The organism is Microbacterium sp. STN6, from assembly GCF_026410545.1.
GTDB lineage: Bacteria > Actinomycetota > Actinomycetes > Actinomycetales > Microbacteriaceae > Root112D2.
Genome location: NZ_JAPMIT010000004.1, coordinates 136,843 through 160,769, shown reverse-complemented (window position 1 = coordinate 160,769; position 23,927 = coordinate 136,843). Strand labels below are relative to the sequence as shown.

Sequence of the window (23,927 nt, the reverse complement as noted above, 5' to 3'; positions counted from 1 at the left end):
TCTACTTCGATTCGAACTTTCCGACTCCCACGGTGCGGTCCCAGATGTCAAAGGCCTTGACCATCTGATCCGGCGTGAGCGGAGTCTCCTTGGGCATCTTCTCGATCAGGGCGTCGTACCAGTCACGGCCGAACTCCTTCACGACGTCCTGGCTCTTCTGCGGTGCCTTGTCGAGGGTCGCGCCCTTGATCGCGGGGCCCGGGTAGAAGTAGCCGGTGTCGTACGCCATGGCGTTCACCTTCGGCGTCAGCATGTACTGCAGAAGGTTGAGGATGGCCGACATCTTTTCCGCCGACTGGCCCTTGGGCACGACGGCGTAATGCGCATCCGTCACCCAGGTGAACTTGTCGAACGCGGCGGCCTTGATGGTCTTCGGTTCAGTGCCCTCGGCGCGCGGGTTGATGTCCCACCCGGTGGTGGTGGGGATCATCGACCAGGTGCCGTCAGCCATGTTGGAGATGACCTGGCCGGTGCCCGTGGGGTAGTTCGACACGTACTGGCCGAGCTCCTTCAGGTACGCCCACGTCTTGTCCCAGCCGTTGGTCGGGTCCTTGGGGTCGGAGTCGCCGAGCATGTACGGCAGGCCCATGATGAACGTGCGGCCGGGGCCCGAGTTGGCGGGGCGCGCGTAGCCGAACTTGCCGGGGTGCGCCTTGGCCCACGCGAGCAGCTCCTGCGGGTTCTTCGGCACGTCGGTCACCGCGTCGGGGTTGTACTGCAGCAGCGGGCCCGAGGGGTAGTAGGAGACGACCGCGCCGAAGCCGTCGGCCAGCTTCTGCATGTTCGCCGCCGGCTCGATGTAGTTCTTCTGGTTCGAGAGACGGTCGCCGTAGTCCTTGATGAGCGGCACCCACAGCTTCTGGCCGATACCGGCCGAGAGCCCGTCGTTACCCGTGAAGACCAGGTCCACCTGCAGGTCACCGCTGTCGACCTGCGGCTTGATCGTGCCGACGAGGTCGGGCGCGCCGCCGCTCTCCCAGTTGACCGAGGAGATGATGTCGGAGTGCTTCTTGACGAAGTCGGCCACCATGTCGCCGACCTCCTTCTGAGCGCCCGCGACATCGAGAATATTGAGCGTGACCGCCGCCTTCGGCTTGTCTGGCACGTCGCCGCTTGAGGCCGCCTTCTGGCCGCCCTCGTTGCCGGAGTTCGGTGCCGTACAGCCTGTGATCGCGAGCGCGAGCACGGCAACCGAGGACAGAAGGACTGTCCGGGTGCTGATGCGCATGTCGTGTTCCTTCCTTATCTGTCTTGCGTGTGTCTTGTGCGTGCCTCTAGACGCCGGCGTCGAGAAGCTGGTGTGTTGCCCCACGGCCGCCTGGGCCGGAGGGCACCCCCGTTGACTGCCTGACCATGAGGTCGACGGCCAATTCCTGAAGAACACCGGATGCCGCATCCGCGGCCTGCTCCGGCATGCTCTCGTTCGTGCTCGCCTGACTATCGCGCAGCACCAGGTCGAGAAGAGCGTCCACGCTCATGCGCCCCATCTGCTGGCGCGGAAGGTCCACCGTCGTGAGGTTGGGCCGCACGAAGGTGGAGACCGCGACGTTGTCGAAGCCGGTGACGCTCATGTCCTCCGGCGCGCTGAGCCCGCGCTGGCGCAGGCGGTCGAGGATGCCGAGAGCCACCAGATCGTTGTAGCCGACGACTGCCGTCGCGCCGGACGCGACGGCGAGGTCGGCCGCCTGCACGCCGCCCTCGAAGTACGGCGGGAAGTTGCCCAGGTCGATGAGCTCGAGCTCGCCGTGCACCTGCTCGTCGGCGAAGACACGGAACGCCGCCGCCCGCTGCGCGTTCGACCAGGAGGCACGGGGGCCGCCCGCGTATGCCACCCGGCGGTGCCCGAGGGCGATGAGGTGGCGCATGACGGCCACGAGGCCGCCGCCGTTGTCGAAGATGATGGACGGCACGCCGTCGAGCCTGCGGTTGGCGAGCACGAGAGGCGTCTCGGTTGTGAGCGCACGGATCTCGTCGTCGGTCGTGCGGGGCGAGCAGAGAATGACGCCGTCGACCTGCTTGATGAGGCTGCGGGCGATCTCGGACTCGACTGTCGGGTCTTCATCGGTGTCGGCCACGAAGACGGTGTAGCCGGCGGCGCGGGCGCGGGCCTGCACGCCCTTACAGACGGAGCCGAAGAAGGGGTTCTCGAGGTCGGGCACGACCAGGCCGATGCTGCCGCTGCGGCCGGTGATGAGGCTGCGCGCGTTGCGATTGGGGCGGTAGCCCATGCGCGCCGCCGTGGCCTGAACGTGGATGCGCGTCGCCTCGGCCACCTGTTCCGGGCTGGCGAGGGCACGTGACACCGTCGAGATCGAGACGCCGGACTCACGGGCGACATCCCTGATCGTCACTGCCATGTCACACCACCTCGTGCGAATCGTGAGCGGCGTACCGCTGCTGTGCCGGAGCTGCCTCGCGCTCCGGTTCCGCCATTCTGCAAACCTTTTCATTGTTTCGTCAAGCCCTCGACGCAGTTTCATTTTGTTTCATGCTTCGACGGTCGCCGCCGGGCGTGACTTCCGCGATATTCCGGCGCTATAGTGGCCTCCAATGCGTGGCGCCCGTCGCCCAGACGCGCGTGATCGAGTGCAAATCGATCACGTTTTTGTTTCAAGGAGGAGGCAGCAGATGGCCGATGTGTGGAAGCTTGACCCCGACCGGGCGCTGCCCGCCGATCCCGCCATGCGGGTCGTCGCGCGCGAGCTCTACGACTCGGTCGCCGACCTGCCGCTCGTCTCCATGCACGGCCACGTCGAGGTCGAGGCGATCCGGGACAACCTGTCGTTCGGCGACCCCGCCGAGCTCTTCGTGATTCCCGACCACTACCTGCGCCGCATGCTCGTCTCGCAGGGCTACACCAACGAGCAGCTGGGCGTCGCCCCGGTTGACGGTTCGGGTGGAGAGGAGCGCGACCACCGCACCATCTGGCGGCGCTTCTGCGAGAACTGGAAGCTGTTCCGGGGCACGCCGACGCGGTACTGGCTCGAGCACGAGCTCGTCGAGATCTTCGGCATCACCGTGCGACCGAGTGCCCAGACGGCTGACGAGATCTACGACCAGCTCGTCGACACTCTTGGGCGGGATGAATTCCGCATCCGCCCCCTCTTCGACCGGTTCAACATCGAGATCCTCTCCACGACCGATTCGCCCCAGAGCGACCTTGCCGCGCATGCCGACCTCGCCGCGGAGGGCTGGGGCGAGCGCGTGGTGCCCACCTTCAGGCCGGATGCGCTGTTCTACCCGGATCGGGAGGGCTGGGCCGGCGGCATCCGCTCGTTGTCGGCGGCAAGCGGGATCGAGGTGCGCGACTACACGTCGTTCCTCGATGCTCTGCGACAGCGGCGGTTCGCGTTCGCCGCGGCCGGAGCGCGAGCGAGCGACCACGGTCACGTGTCGGCCGACACGACACCGCTGGACGCTGCGGATGCGCAGCGCGTCTTCGACGCCGCGCTGCGGGGCGACGTGAACGCGACGCGCGCGACCGCCTTCGCCGCCAACATGCTCTTCGAGAGCGCGCGCATGTCGCTCGACGACGGGCTCGTCATGCAGCTGCACCCCGGCGTCTCACGAAACCATTCGGCCGAGGTGCACCGCAGGCTGGGCGCCGACCAGGGTTTCGACATTCCCGTGCAGACCGAGTACACCCGCTCGCTGCAGCCGCTGCTTGACGCGTTCGGGCTCGACCCGCGGTTCCGCATGATCCTGTTCACGGTCGACGAGAACGCCTTCTCGCGCGAGCTGGCTCCGCTCGCCGGCGCGTACCCGTCGGTGCTGCTCGGCGCGCCGTGGTGGTTCCTCGACTCGCCGGGCGGCATGTCGCGGTTCCGCTCGCTCGTGACCGAGACGGCCGGCTTCTACAACACGAGCGGGTTCGTCGACGACACGCGCGCCTTCGCCTCGATCCCCGCCCGGCACGACCTGGCCCGCCGCATGGACGCGGGCTACCTCGCGCGGCTCGTGGCCGAGGGGCTGCTGGATCTCGACGAGGCCAGGGAGACCGTGCACGACCTCAGCTATACGCTGCCGAAGAAGGCGTACGCGCGGCGGGACGCGCTCGCGTAGGGCGGGCCGCGCATCCGCTCGCTGTATTTCGATTCGCGTCAACCGGCTGCGCACGCCGCGGCCCGAAGCAGAAGAGAGAGATCATGGCAACCATCGAACGTGCCGAGGTGCTCGTCACGAGCCCGGGCCGCAACTTCGTCACGCTGCGCATCACCACGTCTGACGGCGTGACCGGGCTCGGCGACGCGACGCTCAACGGGCGCGAGCTGTCGGTGGCCGCATACCTGCGCGAGCATGTGGCGCCGATTCTGGTCGGGCTCGACCCGCAACGCATCGAGGACACGTGGCAGTACCTCTACCGCGGTGCGTATTGGCGGCGCGGGCCGGTGACGATGGCGGCGATCGCGGCCGTCGACGTGGCGCTGTGGGACATCAAGGGCAAGGTCGCCGGCATGCCGGTGTACCAGTTGCTGGGCGGCCAGTCGCGGCGCGGGGCTCTCGCCTATGGGCACGCCTCGGGCTCGGACCTGCCGTCGCTGTTCCAGTCCATTCGCAACCACCTCGACGAGGGGTTCAAGGCGATTCGCGTGCAGACGGGCGTGCCCGGGCTCGGGCAGGTCTACGGTGTCGCCACCGACCAGAAGCCCGGTGCGCGCTACGACTACGAGCCGGCCGGCCGCGGCGTCGCGCCCGCCGAGGAAGCCTGGGACACGCGATCGTACCTGCGGCACATCCCGACGATCTTCGCCGCCGTGCGCGAGGAGTTCGGTTACGACCTGCCCCTGCTGCACGACGGGCACCACCGCATGACGCCGAACCAGGCGGCCATTCTCGGCAAGTCGCTCGAGCCGTACGACCTGTTCTGGCTCGAGGACTGCACGCCCGGCGAGAACCAGGAGGGGCTGCGGCGCGTGCGCTCGCAGACGACCACCCCGCTCGCGATCGGCGAAGTGTTCAACACGGTCTTCGACTACCAGACGCTCATCACCGAGCAGCTCATCGACTACGTGCGCTCGGCGGTCACGCACACCGGCGGCATCACGGCGCTGAAGAAGCTCATGGACTTCGCCGCGGTGTACCAGATCAAGTCGGGCTTCCACGGGCCGACCGACGTCTCGCCCGTGGGGCAGGCGGCTGCGCTGCACCTCGATGTCTCCCTGCCGAACTTCGGCATTCAGGAATACATGAAGCATTCGGATGACACGCTGCGCGTGTTCCGCACCGGCTACACGTTCGAGGATGGGCTGCTGCACCCCGGCGACGCGCCAGGCCTCGGCGTGGAGTACGACGACGAGCTGGGCGCCACGTTCGAGTACTCCCCCGCGTACCTGCCGGTGAACCGGCTGCAGCTCGACGGCTCGATGCACGACTGGTGAGGAACGCGGGTTGAGGAGCCGGCAACGCCGGCGTCTCGAAACCCAACACCCGCACGCGGGTTGAGGAGCCGGCAACGCCGGCGTCTCGAAACCCACGCCTACGGTTGCACCCTGCTCCCCCTCTCGCTCATTTTCGGCAACCGCTGGTATTCGCCTCGGATGAGCGCCTCCCGTTTTCGCCGTGACCAACCCTGGATCTGCTTTTCGCGCGCATACGCTTCGTCGATGCGGTTGTACTCTTCGGCGAAGACGAGGGTCACGGGCAGGCGTTTGCCGGTATAGCTCGATCCGGCGCCGGAGGCGTGCTGCTCCATTCGATGATCGAGGTTGCGCGTACTGCCGACGTAATAGCTGTCGTCACTGCATCGAAGAATGTAGACGAAGGGCATTGACCGATTGTGGCCGGAAGCACGTGAGAGGCGCTGACGATTTCCACAGGAGCGCCCGTGCGGGTGTTGGGTTTCGAGACGCCGCCGAAGGCGGCTCCTCAACCCGCGAGCACGAGCGAGTGTTGGGTTTCGAGACGCCGGCGTTGCCGGCTCCTCAACCCGCGAGCACGAGCGGGTGTTGGGTTTCGAGACGCCGCCGAAGGCGGCTCCTCAACCCGCGAGCAGTGGCGGCTCCTTAACCCGGATGCACGGGGTCAGGTGACGGTGCCGAACTGCCAGGGGACGAACTCCTCCTGGCCGATGCCGAGCTCCTCGCTCACGGTCTGCTCGCCCGACGCCACGCGGATGATCTTCTCGAAGATCTCCTCGCCCACCTCGGCGAGCGTCGCCGTGCCGTCCACGATGCGGCCGGCATTGAGATCCATGTCGTCGGCCATGCGCTCGTACGTCTCGGTGTTGGTCGCGATCTTGATGGACGGCGTCGGCTTCGCCCCGAACACCGACCCGCGGCCGGTCGTGAAGCACACGACCGTCGCGCCCCCCGCCACGATGCCCGTGACCGAGACCGGGTCGTAGCCCGGCGTATCCATGAACGTGAAGCCGCGCTCGGTGACCGGCTCGGCATACTCGTAGACGGCGGCGAGATCGGCACGGCCGCCCTTCGCCACGGCCCCGAGCGACTTCTCGAGAATCGTGGTCAGGCCGCCCGCCTTGTTGCCCGGCGACGGGTTGTTGTCGAGGCTGCCGCCTCCCGCCGCCGCGTACTGCTTCCACCACTCGATGCGGTCGAGCAGCTTCTGGCCGACCTCGGGCGCCACCGCGCGACGCGTCAGCAGATGCTCGGCCCCGAACACCTCCGGCGTCTCGGCCAGGATCGATGTGCCGCCCCACGCGACCAGCCGGTCCGATGCGACGCCGAGAGCCGGGTTGGCGGTGATGCCGGAGAAGCCGTCGGAGCCGCCGCAATTGAGGCCGAGCACGAGCTCGGAGATCGGCACATCCACTCGCTCACGCTTGTTCAGTTCAGGCAGCATTTCGCGGATGCGCGCCACGCCCTCCTTCACCGTGGCACGTACGCCGCCCTCGCTCTGGATGTTCATGGTCGTGATCAGCGTGTCGTCGGGAATGCCCTGATTATCGACGAGCGACTGCACGGGAACCATCTCGCAGCCGAGGCCCACGACGAGCAGAGCGCCGAAGTTGGGGTGCCTGGCGTAGCCGTGGAGGGTGCGCAGCAGCGTGCGGCCTCCCTCGCTGGTGGGCACCAGCCCGCATCCGCTCTGGTGTGTCAAAGCCATGACGCCGTCGACGTTCTCGAACTCGTCGAGCGCGAACCCGCGGAACTGGTCGGCGATGAGGTTCGCGGCCGTCGCGGAGCAGTTGACCGAGGTGAGGATGCCGATGTAGTTGCGGGTGCCGGTCGTGCCGTTGGCGCGCGGGTAGCCGCGGAAGGTGGGCATCTCGCCGTCGGGACGCACCGAAGGCGAGAGTGCGGTGCCGAACTCATGCTCGCGGTCGGCGTCATCCATGCCGAGGTTGTGGCTGTGCACGTGGTCGCCCGGCGCGATGGCGGCGGTGGCGCGGCCGATGGACTGGCCGTACTTGTGCACCTGGGCGCCGGGCGCGACGGCGACAAGCGCGAACTTGTGGCTGCGCGGGATGTCGGCGGCCAGCGTGATCTCGCCCAGGCTCGGGCCGGCGTCGATGGTCGTGCCGGCGTCGAGGGCGCGCAGGGCGACCGCCACCTCGTCGTGTGGATCGAGGTGCAGAGAGATGTCGGCCAGCGCGAGTGGGGTCATGGTGGCGCGAGGCCTCCGTTCTGCGTTAGTGTCGAATGTAACCGGTTACATGGGACGTGTTCATTCTCCCTCGCGTGTGGGCGGGAGGTCAAGCGCGGGCGGTGGGGTGGGGGTTTCGAGACGGCGGCTGCGCCGCCTCCGGGGCCAGCAGTGCGGGGGTCGGTTTCGAGACGGCGGCTGCGCCGCCTCCTCAACCAGCGAGACGGGGCAGGGTGTCGCGACGGCGGCTTTGCCGCCTCCGGGGCCAGCGGAAGGAGCGGATGCTGTGGCGACGACGATCAGGCAGGTGGCGGCGGCGGCCGGCGTCTCGATCGCGACCGCCTCTCGCGCGCTCAGCGGATCCGACGCGGTCGTGGCATCGACCAAGCAGCGCGTGCTCGAGGTGGCGCAGCGGCTCGACTACCTGCCGAGCCGCCTCGGCCGCAGCCTCGCCACGGGCACGACCGGCAACGTCGGCGTCATTCTGCCCGACGTGACCAACCCCTTCTATACGGAGTTCCTCGCCGAGCTCGAGTCGGCGCTTGGCGCCCGCGACATCGGCGTGCTCGTGGGCGACTCCCATGAGACGCCGGAGCTGGAGCGACGGCTCATCCAGCGGATGGCGACGCAGGTGGACCAGCTGGTGCTCGCCTCGAGCCGGCTCGACGACGGGGATGTTGCGCAGGCATCCGCTCGTCTGCCCGTGCTGCTCGCCAACCGCATGCTCGGCGCCGAGACCCCGGCCCCGGCGACGCTGAGGCAGGTGACGATCGACGTGGAACCGGGGTTCCGCGAGGCCGTCCACCACCTGCGCGAGCTCGGCCACGCGGCCATCACCTACATCGACGGCCCGCCGCAGTCGTGGTCGGGCCGGCAGAAGGCGCGCGTGCTCGAGACCGTGTGCGGCGAGCTGAGCATGCCCCTCACGACCGTGCAGCTCGCCCGCCCCGACTTCGGCGGTGGTCGCGACGCCGGGGCCCGCGTTCTCGAGGGGGCGCCGAACACGACCGCCATCATCGCGTTCAACGACCAGGTGGCGCTCGGGCTGCTCTCGGCTCTGCGCGAGCGCGGCCTCGACGTGCCAGGCGACGTGAGCGTCGTGGGATGCGACGACTCGCTTCCCGAGGGCATGGCCTGGCCCGCACTCACCACGGTCGACAGTTCATCGCGGATGCTCGGGGCCCGGGCCGCCGCCGCCATTCTCGAACCGGGCGCGCCCCAGCCGGGCAGCGTGCCGACGCGCCTCATCGTGCGGGCCTCGACCGGCCGATCCCACACCGCCGGTATCGCGAACGTCGCCGGTCGAGAAGCGAAGCGTATCGAGAGCGCATCCGCCCCACCACCGGTCGAGAAGCGAAGCGTATCGAGACCACATCCACCCCATCACTGAGGAGTCCCCTTTTCATGACAGAACAAGACCATCCAGCCCAGCCGGGCAGGACCGCGCCCTCCGAGCTGCTGCGTGCCAACCCCGTGATCGCGGTGCTGCGCGCGAGCGACCCGCACGACTACGACCGCGTCATCGACGTGCTTGCCGACAACGGCGTGCGCTCCGTCGAGCTGACACTGAGCACGCCGGGCACGCTGGAGCACCTGCCCACGCTTGCCGGAAGGGAGGGCGTCGAGATCGGCATCGGCACCGTCACCACGGTGGACCAGGCACGGCAAGCCATCGACGGCGGCGCCGCTTACCTGGTGACGCCGGTGACGCGCCTCGAGATCATTCGCGTCGCGCTCGAGGCCGACGTGCCGGTCTATCCCGGCGGCCTGACGCCGACCGAACTGTTCTCCGCGTGGGAGGCGGGCGCGACGGCGGTCAAGATCTTCCCGGCCGAGACGGTGGGCCCGCAGTACGGCTCGCACCTGCGCGGTCCATTCCCCGACCTGCAGTTCGTGCCGTCGGGGGGCATCGGGCTCGAGGATATCCCGCGCTGGCTCGGCGCCGGCGCGGTCGCGGTGAGCATGGGCGGCCCCCTCATCGGCGACGCCCTGAAGGGCGGGTCACTGGATGCGCTCGCGTCGCGCGCGCGTCGCGTCGTCGAGGCGGCGAGCGAGCGATGAGCGGCGTGGTGACAATCGGCGAGACCATGGCGCTCATGGCCGGTACTCAGCCCGGGCCGCTGCAGCACAGCCCCACGATGTCGCTCGGCATCGGCGGCTCCGAGAGCAACGTGGCCATCGCGCTCAGCCGGCTCGGCGTCGAGACCACCTGGATTGGCAGAGTGGGGGCGGATGCGCTCGGCGATCTCGTGCTGCGTGAGATCGGCGCCGAGGGTGTGCGCGTCATCGCCTCTCGCGACCCGGACGCGACGACCGGGATCATGATCAAGGAGCGGCGCTCGGCGCTCGACACCCGTATCTGGTACTACCGGGTGGGCCTCGCGGGGTCACGCCTCTCGGTCGACGACGTGGACTTCTCGATCGTGCGCGACGCGGCCCTGCTGCACGTCACGGGCATCTCGCCCGCGCTGTCGCCCAGCATGTCGACCGTCATCGACGAGGCCATCCGTGTGGCACGCAAGGCAGGCGTGCCGGTGTCGTTCGACCTCAACTTCCGGGGCAGGCTCTGGTCGCGCGAGCAGGCGGGCGAGGCGTATCGGCGCATCATCCCCGAGGTCGACCTCGTGTTCGGCGGCGACGACGAGGCCGCCATCGCGCTCGGTCACACGGCCGAGCCGCTGGCCCTGGCGCACGACCTCGTGGAGCTCGGCGCCGGCCAGGCCGTGGTGAAGCTCGGGGAACGCGGCGCGGTCGCGGCCGTCGAGGGGCAGGAGTACGAGCGGGCCGCCATCCGCGTGCCTGTCGTCGACACCGTGGGGGCCGGGGACGCCTTCGTCGCCGGATACCTCGCCGAGTATCTCGCGGGCGAGAGCGTCGAGACGCGGCTGACGACCGCGGTGACGGTGGGAGCGTACGCATGCCTGACGCCCGGCGACTGGGAAGGGCTGCCGCGCCGCGCCGAGCTGGCGGCACTGACAGCGACGGAGCCGGTGACCCGGTAGGGGCGCCGGCGGGCCTGGCAGCTCAGCGGGAGCGCACGAGGGCGATGGCCTGGGCGCGGTCGCGCACGGCGATCTTCGCGAAGATGGCGTTGATGTGCGACTTCACAGTGGCGACGCCGATGTAGAGGCGCCCGGCGACCTCGGTGTTGCTGAGGCCCTCGGCTACGAGTCCGAGCACCTCGGCCTCGCGCTCGGTGAGTGTGGGGAAGCGGGTGCGGAGGGAGGGGGATGACGGGGATGGGGACGGGGACGGGGATGGGTCTCGATACGCGCTTCGCGCTACTCGACCAGCGGAGGTGGCGGCGGTCGGACCAGCGGAGGTGGCGGCGGTGAGGCCCTCGATGAGGCGGGCCCCGATGCCGGCGGCAAGCGTGGTCTGCCCGCTTGCGACCGCGCGCACAGCCGTGGCGACCTCGGTGCGACCGGCATCCTTGGTCAGATAGCCCCGGGCGCCGGCACGCAACGCCCCCATGATCGAGGCGTCGTCGGCGAACGTCGTGAGCACGAGCACGGCCGCGCGCGGGCACTCGCGCGCGAGGCGCTCGGTCGCGGCGGCACCGTCGAGCACGGGCATGCGCAGGTCCATGAGAACGACGTCAGGGTCGAGTTCGGCCGTGAGCCGGCACGCCTCCTCGCCGTCAGCGGCCTGCCCGACGACCTGCACGTCGTCGAGCAGATCGAGAACCGTGACGAGGCCGTCGCGCACGATCGCCTGATCGTCGGCCACCAGCACGCGAATCGGATCGCTCATCGCACCTCCAACTCGACCTGCACCACGAAGTCATCCTCTCGCACGCCCGCACTGGCGCTGCTGCCGCCAAGTTCCGCGAACCGCTCGCGCATGCCGCGCAGGCCGTGACCGCCGCCAACCGCGGGCCCGGAGGGAACGTCGTCGGATGCGCGCCGCGCCGGCAACGGGTTGCGCACCTGAAGCGTCACGCGCTCGGCGCCCCAATCCACCCGGACACCGGCCGGCTGCCCCGGCGCGTGCCTGCGCACGTTGCTGAGCGCCTCCTGCAGCGCACGTCGCAGAGCGGCCGCGGCATCCGCATCGAGCGCAACCGGGCTGCCCGTCTCGGTGAACTCGAGCGCGAAGCCCAGCCCGCGATGCGCGTCGACCAGGTCGTGCAGGGTGCGGGCGATCTCCTCACCGGCGACGGCACCCGCCCGCCGGCTCGGCTCGCGCAGGGTTTCGACCGCCCGCCGAGCGTCGGCGAGACCCGAGGCCGCGAGGGCTCGGGCATCCGTCACCCGGGTCGCCGCCTCGTCGACCCGGCCCGACTCGAGCAGCGCCTCGACCGCGTCGAGCTGAATGACGAGTCCGCCCAGACTGTGCGCGAGCACGTCATGAATGTCGCGGGCCGCGCTCTGGCGGGCCTGAAGAGCGGATGCGCGGGCGTGCTCCTCACGCGCAGTGATCGTGCTCTGCACCAACGCGCGCTGCCGGCGCGCTGCCTGATGGGCCTGCCGTCGGTTCGCCCCGCCGAGCACGCCGAGCACGATTCCGCCTTCGAGGCTGAGCAGGCCGGTGGGCGAGATGTCGGTGCCGATCGCGCCGATGACGACGAGCAGGCCGGCGAGGAGCGCGGCGACCGCACCGAACCAGACGCGGAGGCGCAGGTCGGTGAGCAGCCGCATGACGCCGACTGCGGCAGGCACGATGAGCGCACCGTCGCTCGGGGCCGCGGCGAGTGCGGCGGGAAGGATCATGGCGGCAGCGGCGGGCAGCATGACGCCGACGGCGGGGCGGCGCCACAGCGCGGAGCAGAGCCAGCCGGCCAGAGCCACGAGACTGAGCGCGAAGATCGCGGTGCTCGTGTAACCCACGACAAATTGGTGGACCACGAAGTAGCCCACGATGACCACGCCGAGAATGCCGACCAGAAGGCCCAGAGAGTTCGATCGCTCGTCGCCGACGTTCCACGGGCCGGCGGCGGGCTCGTCGCGGCCGCTCGGACCGACCGCGCCTTCCCTCTCGCCGTTCGTCATCTGCACTCACCCATCATGCTGCGATCTGCCCCGCCGGCCCCGAACGAAAACGACGGTGATTTTGCTCGAAGCGGGCTGCTGAGCGTCGAAAACGTGCGACACAGTCGGAATCACCGTCGTTTTTGTTCGGGGCGGCGCTCCCGCCGGGTGGGGTGCGCTCCCGGATGTTCGGGCGGGCACTCAGGCCGTGGTCGGCGCGAGGCTCTGCACCCGCGTGACGAGAACGAACGCGCGCGCCAGGCGGTTCGCCGCGATCATCACGAGGATCACGCCCGTCGCCGTCGCCAGCACCGAGCCCATGCTCGACGCCGCCACGTCGATGCCCACCCGCACGGCGATCATGACGATCCACAGGGCGAGGCCGACCCAGCCGGTGCGGCTCTGGAAGGCGGGCTGGTCGGGCTCCTGCCCATCCGCTCGTGAAGAGGGGCGGATGACGGCCACCGCGCCCATCAGCGCCCCGACGCCGAGCGAGACGAGAAGCTCAACGACGAGCGCGCCGATGTCGAGGGTGGAGAGCCGGTGCAGATCCTTCATCTGCGACAGCTGGAACACGCCGATCGCGCCGAGGATGAGCGGCATCTTCCACATGCGGCCCATCGAAATCGCGCGCCAGGTCATCTGGCGGTAGATGATCCAGGCGAGGGCGAGGATGCCGAGGGCGACGTCTGCGAGCTGTGCGATGGTCATTTCTTCCTTCTTTCGTCGCGGCCTGTCGTGACGGCCTGTCGTCGCGGTCTTTCGTGACGGCCGGTCGTGACGGGCTCTCAGGGTCGCTTCCAGCGTCGCGGCTGCGGCCATCCGGCGGCACCGCCCTGGGGTGGAGACGCGGGTGGAGATGTGCGGGATGATCGAGGGGTGAGCGAGAGCGACGAGACGGCATCCGCGATTCTGAAGCACAGCGGGTACCGCGCGGTGATCGAGCCCGACCGTTTCGTGCCGGGCGCGTTCCAGCTGGTGGTCGACGGCACGCCGCAGTCCCACGTGAACCTCGACGACCCGAGCGAGCTGTTCTTCGAGTACATCCAGCGCATGGGGCACGTGATCGACCTGCTGCGCATGCCGGGCCAGCCCATCACGGCGGTGCATCTGGGCGCCGGCGCGCTGACCCTGCCCCGCTACATCGCCGCCACCCGGCCCGATTCGCGCCAGCAGGTCATCGAGCTCGAGAGCGAACTCGTCGACCTGGTGCGCCGCGAGTTGCCGTTGCCGCGGTCGGCGCAGATCCGCATCCGCCACGGCGACGCGCGCGAGGTGCTCGGCAAGCTGCCGGCGGGCCTGCGCGGCTCGGTCGACCTCGTCGTCATCGACGTCTTCAGCGGCGCGCGCACCCCCGCGCATGTCACGAGCGTCGAGTTCTACCGCGAGGCCGCCGCGCTGCTCGCCCCCGACGGCATCGTGCTGGTCAACGTCGCGGATGGCCCGCCCCTCGCCTTCGCTCGCGGCCAGGCTGCCACGCTGGGCGCCGCGCTCGAGAACGTCGCCGTGCTTGCCGAGACCCAGGTGCTGAAGGGCCGCCGTTACGGCAACTTCGTGCTCGTGGGATCGAACGCGCGGCTGCCGCTGGACTGGCTGCCGCGGCTGCTCGCCGGTGGCCCGCACCCCTCGAAAGCTGTGGCGGGTGCCGAACTCGACGCGTTCACGGCGGGCGCGGCGATCGCCACCGACGCCACCGCGATCCCGTCACCACCACCCTCGCGCAGCATCTTCCAGGTGAGGCGCGGGTCGTAGACGCTGCGAGGCTGGGCAGGTGAGGCGCGGGTCGTAGGCGCGTGGCAGACTTGCCTGCATGAGCCGGATGCGGCACACCGCCGCGGCTGCCGCCACGGCGGCGGCCGTCGCGTTGTGCGCCTCGCTCGCCGGGTGCACCCCGCCCGAGCCAGCCCCCAGCCCAACGCACGCCGCTCTGTCGCCGCCGGCGAGCGCGGAGCCGAGCGCATCCGCGAAGCCGCTTCTGCCACCTGTGCAGCCCGTGGGTGACACAGCCGACGTGCAGACCGGGCTCGAGGCGCCGTGGTCGATGCTGCGACTGCCGAGCGGGTCGACGATTGTGAGCGAGCGGGATTCCGGCACGATCATTGAGGTGCTGCCCGGCGGCCAAGGCACGCATTCGGTGGGCCGCGTGCCCGGGGTCGTGCACGAAGGCGAGGGCGGGCTGCTCGGCCTGGCGGCGCCGAAGCCCGCGCCGGGTGGTGACCCCGACTACATTTACGCGTACCTCACGACCGCGCGCGACAATCGGGTGGTGCGCATGCGGCTGCACGGTGTGCCCGGCAGCTACACGCTCGGGCGCCCCGAGGTGATCGTTGACGGGATTCCGAAGGCGGCGTTCCACGACGGCGGCCGCATCGCGTTCGGGCCGGACGGCCTGCTCTACGTCACCACGGGAGACGCGACCGGCCACGACAACGCCCAGAACCTCGGCTCGCTCGGCGGCAAGATTCTGCGGGTCACGGCGACCGGTGACATCCCTGCCGACAATCCGTTCCCGGGCTCGCCCGTCTATTCATATGGGCACCGCAACCCGCAGGGCATCGCGTGGGATTCGCAGGGGCGGCTGTGGGCGAGCGAGTTCGGGCAGAACACGTGGGACGAGCTCAACCTCATCCGCCCGGGCGGCGACTACGGCTGGCCTGTCGTGGAGGGCATCGCGCACGACAAGCGCTTCATCGACCCGGTGCACGAGTGGGCGACGAGCGACGCGAGCCCGAGCGGCATCGCCATCACGCACGACACAATCTTTATGGCGGGCCTCGGCGGTGCTCGGCTGTGGGTCATCTACCCGGATGCCGCGGGCGCGTCTTCTGCGGCGGTCGACGCCGTGCCCTATCTCGTCGGCGCGCCGGGGCGGCTGCGCGACGTGCTGGTCGACAGCAGTACCCGCGACGGCGGCACGCTGTGGCTGCTGACGAACAACACGGACGGGCGGGGGCAGCCCCGCGCCGGCGACGACCGCATCGTGTCGCTGCGCGTGCACACGCTCGTCGAGGGCTGAGGGGCGCTGCCCCGCTGGATGAGTAGCGCGCAGCGCGTATCCCCGCTGGTCGAGTAGCGCGCAGCGCGCAGCGCGTATCGAGACCCTCGGCTGGTCGAGTAGAGCACAGCGCGTATCGAGACCCTCGCGCGGTGCGCCCCCACTGTCCCGACTGTTCCCCGAGTTAGGGTGAAGGAGTCCCGCAGCGCGGCGCATCGGCCGCGGCTACGTCACTTCTCTGGAGTACCTCGGTGAGCATCATCCTCGGTTACGACCCCGTCACATTGCGCGAGCGGGTCGACCTGCTCGCCGCGGGCAAGCGGCTCGACGAACTCGGCGAGATGCGCAGTCTGTCGGCGCTCAACGAAAAGGTCGGCCTGCTACGCATGGTGGAGCGTCTCGACGAGGCGCTCGACGTGGCGAATCAGGCCCTGCGCCAGGCGCGCTTCACGGGCGACCGCGAGGAGGTCGCCCTGGCTCGCGCACGCCGCGCCCAGGTGCTGCAATACTCGGGGCACCTCGATGACGCGCTCACCGAACTCGCCGCGGTCGCCGACGAGGCGCACGCGCACGAATGGCAGCGCACCGAGGCGTACGCGCTGCAGCATCGCGGTCGCGTGCTTTTCGACCAGGGCGAATGGGATGCGGCGCTGCGCGACTTTCGCGCCGCTGCCGATCTGCGCAGACGGCTTGAGGTCGCAGAAGACGAACTCGAGTCCTCCCTTATCGCGGTTGCCGTTGTGGAGTCGTTCCTCGACGAGCGCCGCCGCACCTCGCGCGCCTAACCTCAAGCGGGCCCGGAGCGGCCGTCTCCAAGCGGGTTGAGGAGCGGCCCTCGGCCGCGTCTCGAAACCCACCTGAGCGGCCGTCCCGACGCGGGCCCGGAGCGGCCCTCGGCCGCGTCTCGAAACCCGGCACGCCCGCTCCCCCTCCACAGCTCGCGCCGCCACGCGCGCTCCCCCACCCCGCCCAGCCTCGGCCGCCCCGTCGGTCGTGCGGGATATTCTCGGATCATGGCGGATCTGACACGCGTGCGGCGGTGGGCCGAGGCACTCATCGCGCTGCATCTCGATCCCGCGGTCTGGTCGTTCGGCTTCGACAATGCCAAGACCCGGGCAGGGCTCTGCAATTACACGCAGAAGCGCATCACGGTCTCGCGCTACCTTGCCGCGCGTTACGAAGACGACGAGATTCACCAGATCCTGCTGCACGAGGTCGCTCACGCCCTGGCCGGTTCTCGGGCCGGGCATGGTCCGCGCTGGCGGTCCGTCGCGACCGACCTCGGCTACGAGGGCAAGCGACTGCACCAGGGCGCGATCGCCGATGAGCTCGCGCCGTGGGTCGGCACATGCCCGCGGGGGCATCAGCACTTCCGTTATCGAAAACCCGCCCGCACGCTCGCGTGCGGGGCCTGCTCGCGCCGCTTCGACGCGGCGAACCTCATTGCGTGGGAGCGACGGGAGATCAGCCCGGCAACGCGTCAGCGCGCCGCGGCCGCAGTCGGCTGACCGCTAGCCGCCTGCCGGTCGGCTCAGCGCCTACTCGCCCACCTGCACGTCGGGCGCGAACGCCACGAAGCCCGAGAAATCGCGGCCCACCCGGTCGAACGCGCTCGCGTACGGATTCGGGTAGCTCCACGCGCGATCTTCGAGCAGCATGTCGCCCTGCTTCACGCTGAAGTACTGGCACTCGCCCTTCCACGGGCACGTGTACGGGGTATCGCTCGGGGCGAGCAACTCGCTGTTCACACTCTCGGGCGGAAAATACCAGTTGCCCTCGATACGAATCAGGTCTTCGGTCGGCGCTTCAGCGATGATGACGTCATTGATCACGGCTTTCATGAGAATTCCTCCTGCCGTATCAAACGCTACGCGACAAACCCGGATTCCCCCAGCACCGGCACCACGCTCGACGCATCGATCGCCCCCGCGAGCTCCACATCGGCGCGCGCACCGGCATCGATCAGTTGCTGCCCTGTCACGGATGCGGTCAGCAGGTGCCCGGTCGCGCGCCTGAGACCGACGAACGCCGCGCAGGCTGCCGCCGCCTCGGGCGAGGAATAGTCGATACCGACGGCGGCGAGCGCATCGATGATGGCTCCGGCGGCAAGAAGATCCTCGACCGCGAACCGCGTCGTCCCGTCGCTGCGCTCCTCGCCCGCGGCCACGATCGCCACTCGCAGGCGGTCGCCCGTCTGCACCTGCTGCGCGAGAATCCACTCGGCCACAGCCGTGCGGTTGCGCAGCGAGGCTGCCAGCACGGGCACGCCCAAATCGGCCGCGGCCGCGCTCAGGCGCGAGCCGTTCACCGACGACACGACAAGGCGGGTCACGGGCGCGATCGCTGCCACGTTCTCCGGCGTGATGCTAGATGGCGAGAGGGTGAGGCCGTCACCACCGCGAGGGCCGGCGAGGACCGCATCGATGCGGCCTGCGGCATCCGCTGCGGTGGCTCTATCGGTGCTGGCGAACGGAACGACCTGCAGCCCGTGCTCGACCGCGAGGCCGACTGTGGTGGTGAACGAGATGGTGTCGATAACGACGATCACGCCCGCTCCGGGCGAAATGCTCGCGAGCCCTTCGCGGCCCCAGTCGAACCGCACCTCGTACTTCGTCTGCGTGGGGGTGTCGGGGGCGAGGAGTTCTTTCACGCTGCAATCGTATCGACGCCCTGCGCGCAGGTTTCGGCGCGTGACGGCGCCACCTGCGCGCCGTTTCGGCCCGTGATGGCGCCTTCGAGTTAAGGCTCGCGCCGCATCTGCGCACGCACGAGGTCGAAGTCGTGGCGCGAGATCTCGAGGAGTCCGCGGCGCAGCTGATAGCCCCAGTTGGTGTTGCCGCGCGTCAGATCGAGCGCGTTCAGCAGCGGCCGGATCGGCGCCTCGACCGTGTCAGCGTCGTAGTCGACGCGTCGGCGCCAGGGGCGGAAGTCGCCGGCAGGGCCCCGCATTGCCGGCCCCTGCGTCGCCTGGTAGACCTCGCCTTCGGCCACGCGACCGACGGCCGTGAAAGCCCGAAGCGGCTCGCCGTCGGGGAACGTGACCCGCGGGGAATAGTAGACGAAGCCGTCGCTTGGGCGCATCCGCTCGAGGGGTGCTCGGGTGCCGTGGTTGACCTGCGCGATGCCGAGCGCGACACCCCGCAGCGCGTGATCGCGCTGAACCACGCCGAGCCAGTAGCGGATCGCCATGCGACATGTCTATCGCACGCCAACGACGAAAACGACGGAGATAACGGCACAAAGGGCGCTGAGAAGGCGAGCGGATGCCGTTTGCGGCGACATCACCGTCGTTTTCGTTCGTGCCGCGCGGGGTGTCGGGGCTGACGCCGCGCGGGGTATCGCGGGCTTGCGCCGCGCGGGGTGTCGGGGCTGACGCCGCGCGGGGTGTCGGGGGCTTGCGCCGCGCGGGGCCGGCTCACAGGGGCGATGCGCTAGGCTGGGTGTGCAGGCGCGAGGTCGCTGCCTGCTGCGTCGTAGATCGACCCTCTTCTCCTCCCGGCCACGGCCGCGGCGGAATCACAAGAAACTTTCTTACGGCGAACGGATGTGCCAGTTGGCACCTTCGCCACTTTTATCCCTGCACTGGACGTTTGCGTCCGCCTGCGTCCCCAACCTCGCGAGCAAGCTCGCTCGGCGCCGGCGTCGCGGAATTGCCACGCAATTCCCCGCTCCAGCGCGCAGAGATTCTGATGCCACGAAAGGCACCACACAACACATGTCAGAAACCACCTTCGCCTCACTCGGCGTGCCCGCTCCCCTGATTGCCGCGCTGACGGCCGAGGGCAAGACGGAGCCGTTCCCGATCCAGGCAGACACGCTGCCAGACACGCTCGCCGGGCGCGACGTGCTCGGCCGCGGCAAGACCGGCAGCGGCAAGACGCTCGCCTTCTCCATTCCCATGGCCACCCGCCTCGGCGGCGTGCTCGCCGGCGGCAAGCGCCGCCCCGGCCGCCCGCTCGGCCTCGTGCTCGCCCCGACGCGCGAGCTCGCCACGCAGATCGATGCCGTGCTCGCGCCGCTCGCCGCCATCTACAACCTGAAGACCACCACCATCTTCGGCGGCGTCAACCAGAAGCGTCAGGTCGACGCCCTGAAGGCCGGCGTCGACATCGTCGTCGCCTGCCCCGGTCGCCTCGAAGACCTCATGCAGCAGGGCTTCGTCACGCTCGACGCCGTCGAGATCACCGTGCTCGACGAGGCCGACCACATGGCCGACCTGGGCTTCCTGCCTGTTGTTACGCGCATCCTCTCGAAGACGCCGGAGAACGGGCAGCGCCTGCTCTTCTCGGCCACCCTCGACAATGGCGTGGACAAGCTCGTCAAGCGGTTCCTGCACAACGAGGTTCTGCACTCGGTCGATGACGAGACGAGCCACGTCGACGCCATGACCCACCACGTCTTCGAGGTCGAGAGCCCCGAGGCCAAGACCGCGCTCGTGCGTGCGCTGGCGAGCGGCACCGGCCGCCGCATCCTCTTCATGCGTACCAAGCACCACGCCAAGAAGCTCGCCAAGCAGCTCACCGAGTCGGGAATCCCCTCGGTCGACCTGCACGGCAACCTCTCCCAGCCGCAGCGCGACCGCAACCTTGCGGCGTTCGGCGACGGGTCGGTCAAGGTGCTCGTGGCCACGGATGTCGCCGCCCGCGGCGTCCACGTCGACAACGTCGAGCTCGTGGTGCACGTTGACCCGCCCACCGAGCACAAGGCGTACCTGCACCGCTCGGGCCGCACGGCGCGCGCCGGCAGCTCAGGGGATGTCGTCACGGTCGTTCTGCCCGCCCAGCGCGGCGACGTGCGCACGCTGCTGCGCAAGGCCGCGATCCAGGTGGCCCCGCAGCAGGTGAGCGCTACCTCGGCTGCCGTCACGACGCTCGTCGGCGACGTGGCCCCCTACGTCAAGCCGGAGCCGAAGCAGGCTCAGCCTCAGCGCGGCCAGTCGCAGGGCGGCCGGTCGCAGGGTGCGAATGCGCAGCGCAAGCGCGCGAACCGAGACGCACGCGGCGGCACGGATGTCGCAGCCACGGCGCGACCGCGCCGCGACCGCTCTGGCCGCCCGGTTGCCGCCGACGGCGGTGCCGGCCAGGCTCGTGGTGGCCAGGCCCGCAGCGGCCAGACTCGTGGCCAAGCCAGCGGCCAGACCCGTGGCGGCCAGCAGGATCGCTCCGGCGGTCTGCGGGTCGGCAGCCTGGTCGGCGGCAACTCGGGTACCTCGCGTGGCCGCGGCAGCCGCCGCGCCCACGGTTGAGGCCCGCGCGGGGCGGGCAGTTTACGCCTGCCCCGCGTGAAAAGCAGCCCCCCTCCCTCGAGCCTGAGAAGCAGCACAGAGAGGCTGGGGAAGAAGCGCTCCTCGTGCTTGCCTCGAAGAGAGGCGCAGTGATGCGCTCGCCTTCACGCCCGCATCGCGGGTGAGGTATCCCCACGTGGTCAAGCAGAGTGCCACCGAAACCCCTGAAAAGCGGGATGAGGTCAGTCTGTGCGCACACGAAATGAGAGTTGCGAGCCACCTGAGAAGACGCGCCGCGCGGTGGTGCGCGAGGCATCGAGCGCGAGCCTCACTCCGCGAGCACGCGACAACGTGGAATCGCTCGTGCTCGCGCACCTCTCGGTTGCGGAGTCGCTTGCGCGGCGTTACGCCCACGGGTCGAACACCGATGACCTGCGGCAGGTGGCGTATGTGGGGCTCGTCAAGGCGGCGCGAGGGTTCGACCGTTCGCGCGGCGAGCAGTTCGTGTCGTTCGCCGTACCCACGATCTGCGGCGAACTCAAACGCTACCTGCGCGACTACGGATGGTTCGTGCGACCCCCGCGCGCGGTTCAAGAGCTGCGCGGCAACCTCAAGTCAACAGAACCGCGCCTCGCCCAGGAACTCGGCAGGCAGCCCTCCCCCGAAGATCTCGCCGCAGCCCTCGGGGAAGATCTCGCCCGCGTGCACGAGGCGCTGGGCGCGGGCGCAGGACTACGCCCGTCATCCATCGACTCGCCTGAGCTCTGCGACGGTGCGTCCGGTCTCGCCGACACGCTCGGCTGCGATGACCCCGAACTCGAACGCGTCGAGACCCTCGCCGCCGTCAGCGCCGCCTGCCGCAGCCTCGAGCCGCGCGAGCGCCGCATCGTCTACCTGCGCTTCTTCGAAGAGAGGACCCAGCAGGAGATCGGGAGCGAACTCGGCGTGACCCAGATGCAGATCTCACGTCTGCTCACCCGCATTCTCGACACCCTGCGCTCGCGCCTGACGGCGCTCGGCCTCGCCCCTGTCACGGCTGCGGTTGCGGCCGGGCAACGGCAGCGGCCGGGGCCGCGGCTCAGGACACCATCACCGCTCGGGCAGGCGACGCGTCTCAACCACCCGCTCCGCGAGCGCACGCAGCTTGACGTTGCGATCCTGCGAGTAGCGCCGCAGCACCTCGAAGGCGCGCTCGGGGGTGAGCGCATACGTCGCCATGAGCACGCCCTGGGCCTGACCGACGACCGTGTGTGCATCGATGGCCTGGTTGAGGTCGTCGTGCAGGGCGGCGGCGGCGAGCGCGATGGCCGCGTGCTTCGAGAGAACCGTGAGGGCCTCACGAGCGGATGCCGCAAACGCGTCCCGTCGCCCCGAATACACGCTCGTGACCCCTCTCATGGCCCCGCGTGCGTGCAGGCTCACGCTCAGTACGCTTCGGAATCCGGCCGCGCTCGCCGCCACCCCCCACGTCTGCCAGCGGGCGTCCGATGCGAGGTCGCCGCTCGAGACCGCGGCCGGCTCGGCGTCACCCGCCAGGGAGGACAGCACGGGCGCACCCTCGCCGCACTCGACCGCGAGCAGGTCGACGCGGCTCGCCCGGTAGGTCGTGGCGGCCGCGCTCTGCAGGGTGCCGCGTCGGCGCAGCAACACGCTTGCCTCGCACGACTCGCCAGCCGTCGCTGCGGCCGTCTCGGCGATGATGCGAAGCAGGTCGGCCGCGTCGCTTGCGGCATCGAGGCGCGCGGCGACGTCGGCGAAGTATGCCGCATCCGGTCGCTCCACGTGCCCTCCCGGCTTCACGGTAACCGCGGGGAGGCGGCCCTGCCAGCGGGACAGCGCTCACCACACCGGCGCATCGGCCTACCGGCCTACCGGCCCACCGGCCCACCTGCCCACCGGCCCACCGGCCCACCGGCCCACCGGCCCACCGGCCCACCGGCCCGAGCATCGGGCCACATCGCGAGTGATCACGCAGATTACCCGCGATTCGACCCGACCCACGAACTACGCTCGACCATCCGACACGAGCATCGGGCCACATCGCGAGTGATCCGGCGTCGGACCGACACTATGGCCCGACCCTCGGAGTCGTTCCTGTGCTAGGCGGCGCGCTGGCGCACGGTGTCGGCGGCAGCGAGCACGTCGGCCACGGATACGGCCAACAGCGCGGGATCGGGCTCGTCGCCGAAGGTGTCGCCCCGGCGCAGCCGGGCATCCGTGAGGGCGATGTGCGGGCCGGGCGGCGGTCCCCATTCCTCGACAGGGGCCGGGCCGAAGATGACGACCGACGGGGTGGCGAACGCCGAGGCGAGGTGGGCGGCGCCGGTGTCGGCAGAGACGACGAGCTCGGCGTGGGCGACGACCGCCGCGAACGCGCGCAGGCCGATGCGGCCGGCGAGCACGTGGTCGTCACCGAGGCGGGCGAGTTCGGCGACGGCCAGGGCCCGCTCGCGTTCGGCGGTGCTGCCCGTGAGCACCACGTCGGCTCCGTCGGCGGCGAGCGCGCGTACCACGCTGGCGAAGCGCTCGACCGGCCAGCGGCGGCATCCGTAGAACGCGCCCACGTGCACGACGACGGCGCCCGGGCGCGCGCTTGGGCCCGGATCGTTGAGCCACACCTCGTTCGGATCGGCTGGCATGCCGTGCCCCTCGACCAGGCGGGCCCAGCGCACGCGCTCGTGGATTCCGTCGACCCAGTCCGGGCCCTGCCACGTGGGGGACCGGGGGGCGGCGGGTGCGGGCGGGACGGACGCGCCGGACGCGGTAAGCCCGGCGTCGGTGGCAGTCGATGCCGGCCAGCGGTGCCCGATGCGGTGCGGGGCCTGCAGCGCATCGAGGATCCCCCGCGACTCGGGCCCGTTTCCGTGCAGGTTCACGACCGTGTCGATGCGTCCGGCGGGCAGCGGAAGCGGGTCGTCGAGCCCCGGAGTGGGCAGCAACGCGTCAACGCCGTCGACGACGTCGACGATCTCGTCGAGCCAGGCGGGCATGGCGAGCACGAGGCGATGCTCGGGCCGCGCCCGCCGGATGGCGTGCAGCGCGGGCACCGCGACGAGCAGGTCGCCGAGCTTCAGGGCGCGCAGGGCGAGCAGCTCGGGCGGGTCGCCGGCCGCGCGCGTATCGGAGAGGATCTTCACGCCACCAGCCATACTCCCGAACGGTGGCGCGCGGGAGTTGGGGCGCGAGACGACGC

At 70.1% G+C, this 23,927-nt stretch carries 22 protein-coding genes and 1 pseudogene; 11 read left to right on the top strand and 12 right to left on the bottom strand.

From position 1 onward, the window contains the following. Position 1: 1 nt before the first annotated feature. On the bottom strand, positions 2–1,228 hold the full coding sequence (locus OSC27_RS12930; RefSeq protein WP_267181886.1) for an ABC transporter substrate-binding protein: 1,227 nt from the start codon (positions 1,226–1,228) through the stop codon (positions 2–4). 46 nt (positions 1,229–1,274) lie between these two features. Beyond that, complete coding sequence (locus tag OSC27_RS12925) at positions 1,275–2,357, bottom strand: LacI family DNA-binding transcriptional regulator (RefSeq protein ID WP_267181885.1); 1,083 nt, start codon at positions 2,355–2,357, stop codon at positions 1,275–1,277. A 271-nt stretch (positions 2,358–2,628) separates the two neighbouring features. On the opposite strand from OSC27_RS12925, the gene uxaC reads away from it, so the two are divergent. Beyond that, positions 2,629–4,062: a glucuronate isomerase gene (gene uxaC / locus OSC27_RS12920; protein ID WP_267181884.1), complete on the top strand. Its 1,434-nt coding sequence runs from the start codon at positions 2,629–2,631 to the stop codon at positions 4,060–4,062. An 83-nt stretch (positions 4,063–4,145) separates the two neighbouring features. Further along, the gene (gene manD, locus OSC27_RS12915; RefSeq protein ID WP_267181883.1) at positions 4,146–5,378 is read left to right on the top strand and encodes a D-mannonate dehydratase ManD; all 1,233 of its coding nucleotides are present in this window, start codon (positions 4,146–4,148) and stop codon (positions 5,376–5,378) included. Between the two features lie 98 nt (positions 5,379–5,476). On the opposite strand, the gene OSC27_RS12910 is transcribed toward manD, so the two are convergent. Beyond that, on the bottom strand, positions 5,477–5,767 hold the full coding sequence (locus OSC27_RS12910; RefSeq protein ID WP_267181882.1) for a GIY-YIG nuclease family protein: 291 nt from the start codon (positions 5,765–5,767) through the stop codon (positions 5,477–5,479). A gap of 254 nt (positions 5,768–6,021) precedes the next feature. Further along, positions 6,022–7,566 (bottom strand): UxaA family hydrolase, encoded by a 1,545-nt coding sequence (locus OSC27_RS12905; protein ID WP_267181881.1) that lies wholly within the window; start codon positions 7,564–7,566, stop codon positions 6,022–6,024. Positions 7,567–7,831: 265 nt separating this feature from the next. Here OSC27_RS12905 and OSC27_RS12900 point away from each other — a divergent pair, with 265 nt between their 5' ends. Genes OSC27_RS12900 through OSC27_RS12890 form a run of 3 tightly spaced genes read left to right on the top strand, consistent with a single transcriptional unit; the run spans position 7,832 to position 10,547 of the window. Continuing rightward, a complete protein-coding gene (locus OSC27_RS12900; protein WP_267181880.1) occupies positions 7,832–8,935 on the top strand; it encodes a LacI family DNA-binding transcriptional regulator in 1,104 nt (367 codons plus the stop codon). 14 nt (positions 8,936–8,949) lie between these two features. Further along, positions 8,950–9,606 carry a bifunctional 4-hydroxy-2-oxoglutarate aldolase/2-dehydro-3-deoxy-phosphogluconate aldolase gene (locus OSC27_RS12895; protein WP_267181879.1) on the top strand — a complete coding sequence of 219 codons (657 nt, stop codon included), beginning with the start codon at positions 8,950–8,952 and terminating at the stop codon, positions 9,604–9,606. Then, positions 9,603–10,547 carry a sugar kinase gene (locus OSC27_RS12890; RefSeq protein WP_267181878.1) on the top strand — a complete coding sequence of 315 codons (945 nt, stop codon included), beginning with the start codon at positions 9,603–9,605 and terminating at the stop codon, positions 10,545–10,547. The genes OSC27_RS12895 and OSC27_RS12890 overlap by 4 nt, the downstream gene beginning before the upstream one ends. Before the next feature lie 22 nt (positions 10,548–10,569). Here the strand turns inward: OSC27_RS12890 and OSC27_RS12885 are convergent, their stop codons facing one another. From OSC27_RS12885 to OSC27_RS12875, 3 genes are all read right to left on the bottom strand, one after another. Continuing rightward, a complete protein-coding gene (locus tag OSC27_RS12885) occupies positions 10,570–11,298 on the bottom strand; it encodes a response regulator transcription factor (RefSeq protein WP_267181877.1) in 729 nt (242 codons plus the stop codon). Continuing rightward, positions 11,295–12,536 carry a sensor histidine kinase gene (locus OSC27_RS12880; RefSeq protein ID WP_267182175.1) on the bottom strand — a complete coding sequence of 414 codons (1,242 nt, stop codon included), beginning with the start codon at positions 12,534–12,536 and terminating at the stop codon, positions 11,295–11,297. The genes OSC27_RS12885 and OSC27_RS12880 overlap by 4 nt, the downstream gene beginning before the upstream one ends. Positions 12,537–12,716: 180 nt before the next feature. Then, positions 12,717–13,226 carry a hypothetical protein gene (locus tag OSC27_RS12875; protein ID WP_267181876.1) on the bottom strand — a complete coding sequence of 170 codons (510 nt, stop codon included), beginning with the start codon at positions 13,224–13,226 and terminating at the stop codon, positions 12,717–12,719. A 168-nt stretch (positions 13,227–13,394) separates the two neighbouring features. Between OSC27_RS12875 and OSC27_RS12870 the strand changes: the two genes are divergently transcribed. The 4 genes from OSC27_RS12870 to OSC27_RS12855 all read left to right on the top strand — a co-directional run bounded on the left by OSC27_RS12870 (position 13,395) and on the right by OSC27_RS12855 (position 17,018). Further along, the gene (locus OSC27_RS12870) at positions 13,395–14,267 is read left to right on the top strand and encodes a spermidine synthase (protein ID WP_267181875.1); all 873 of its coding nucleotides are present in this window, start codon (positions 13,395–13,397) and stop codon (positions 14,265–14,267) included. Between the two features lie 58 nt (positions 14,268–14,325). Then, a complete protein-coding gene (locus OSC27_RS12865) occupies positions 14,326–15,531 on the top strand; it encodes a PQQ-dependent sugar dehydrogenase (RefSeq protein WP_267181874.1) in 1,206 nt (401 codons plus the stop codon). 230 nt (positions 15,532–15,761) lie between these two features. Continuing rightward, positions 15,762–16,295, top strand: coding sequence for a hypothetical protein (locus OSC27_RS12860; protein WP_267181873.1), 534 nt, complete (start codon positions 15,762–15,764; stop codon positions 16,293–16,295). 228 nt (positions 16,296–16,523) lie between these two features. Beyond that, positions 16,524–17,018, top strand: coding sequence for a SprT-like domain-containing protein (locus OSC27_RS12855; RefSeq protein ID WP_267181872.1), 495 nt, complete (start codon positions 16,524–16,526; stop codon positions 17,016–17,018). 30 nt (positions 17,019–17,048) lie between these two features. On the opposite strand, the gene OSC27_RS12850 is transcribed toward OSC27_RS12855, so the two are convergent. The 3 genes from OSC27_RS12850 to OSC27_RS12840 all read right to left on the bottom strand — a co-directional run bounded on the left by OSC27_RS12850 (position 17,049) and on the right by OSC27_RS12840 (position 18,699). Next, complete coding sequence (locus OSC27_RS12850; protein ID WP_267181871.1) at positions 17,049–17,351, bottom strand: DUF427 domain-containing protein; 303 nt, start codon at positions 17,349–17,351, stop codon at positions 17,049–17,051. Between the two features lie 26 nt (positions 17,352–17,377). Next, entirely contained in the window at positions 17,378–18,160 is a 783-nt protein-coding gene (locus OSC27_RS12845; protein ID WP_267181870.1) for a 2-phosphosulfolactate phosphatase, read from the bottom strand. An 89-nt stretch (positions 18,161–18,249) separates the two neighbouring features. Continuing rightward, a complete protein-coding gene (locus OSC27_RS12840; protein WP_267181869.1) occupies positions 18,250–18,699 on the bottom strand; it encodes an EVE domain-containing protein in 450 nt (149 codons plus the stop codon). 526 nt (positions 18,700–19,225) lie between these two features. On the opposite strand from OSC27_RS12840, the gene OSC27_RS12835 reads away from it, so the two are divergent. Together OSC27_RS12835 and OSC27_RS12830 are read left to right on the top strand one after the other, a co-directional pair. Then, positions 19,226–20,755 (top strand): DEAD/DEAH box helicase, encoded by a 1,530-nt coding sequence (locus tag OSC27_RS12835; protein WP_267181868.1) that lies wholly within the window; start codon positions 19,226–19,228, stop codon positions 20,753–20,755. A gap of 228 nt (positions 20,756–20,983) precedes the next feature. Then, positions 20,984–21,730: pseudogene (locus OSC27_RS12830) on the top strand (sigma-70 family RNA polymerase sigma factor); the annotation flags it as partial. A 93-nt stretch (positions 21,731–21,823) separates the two neighbouring features. Here the strand turns inward: OSC27_RS12830 and OSC27_RS12825 are convergent. Together OSC27_RS12825 and OSC27_RS12820 are read right to left on the bottom strand one after the other, a co-directional pair. Continuing rightward, on the bottom strand, positions 21,824–22,516 hold the full coding sequence (locus OSC27_RS12825) for an ANTAR domain-containing protein (protein ID WP_267181867.1): 693 nt from the start codon (positions 22,514–22,516) through the stop codon (positions 21,824–21,826). Positions 22,517–22,833: 317 nt separating this feature from the next. Then, positions 22,834–23,871 carry a glycosyltransferase family 9 protein gene (locus OSC27_RS12820; RefSeq protein ID WP_416348861.1) on the bottom strand — a complete coding sequence of 346 codons (1,038 nt, stop codon included), beginning with the start codon at positions 23,869–23,871 and terminating at the stop codon, positions 22,834–22,836. Positions 23,872–23,927: the final 56 nt, after the last annotated feature.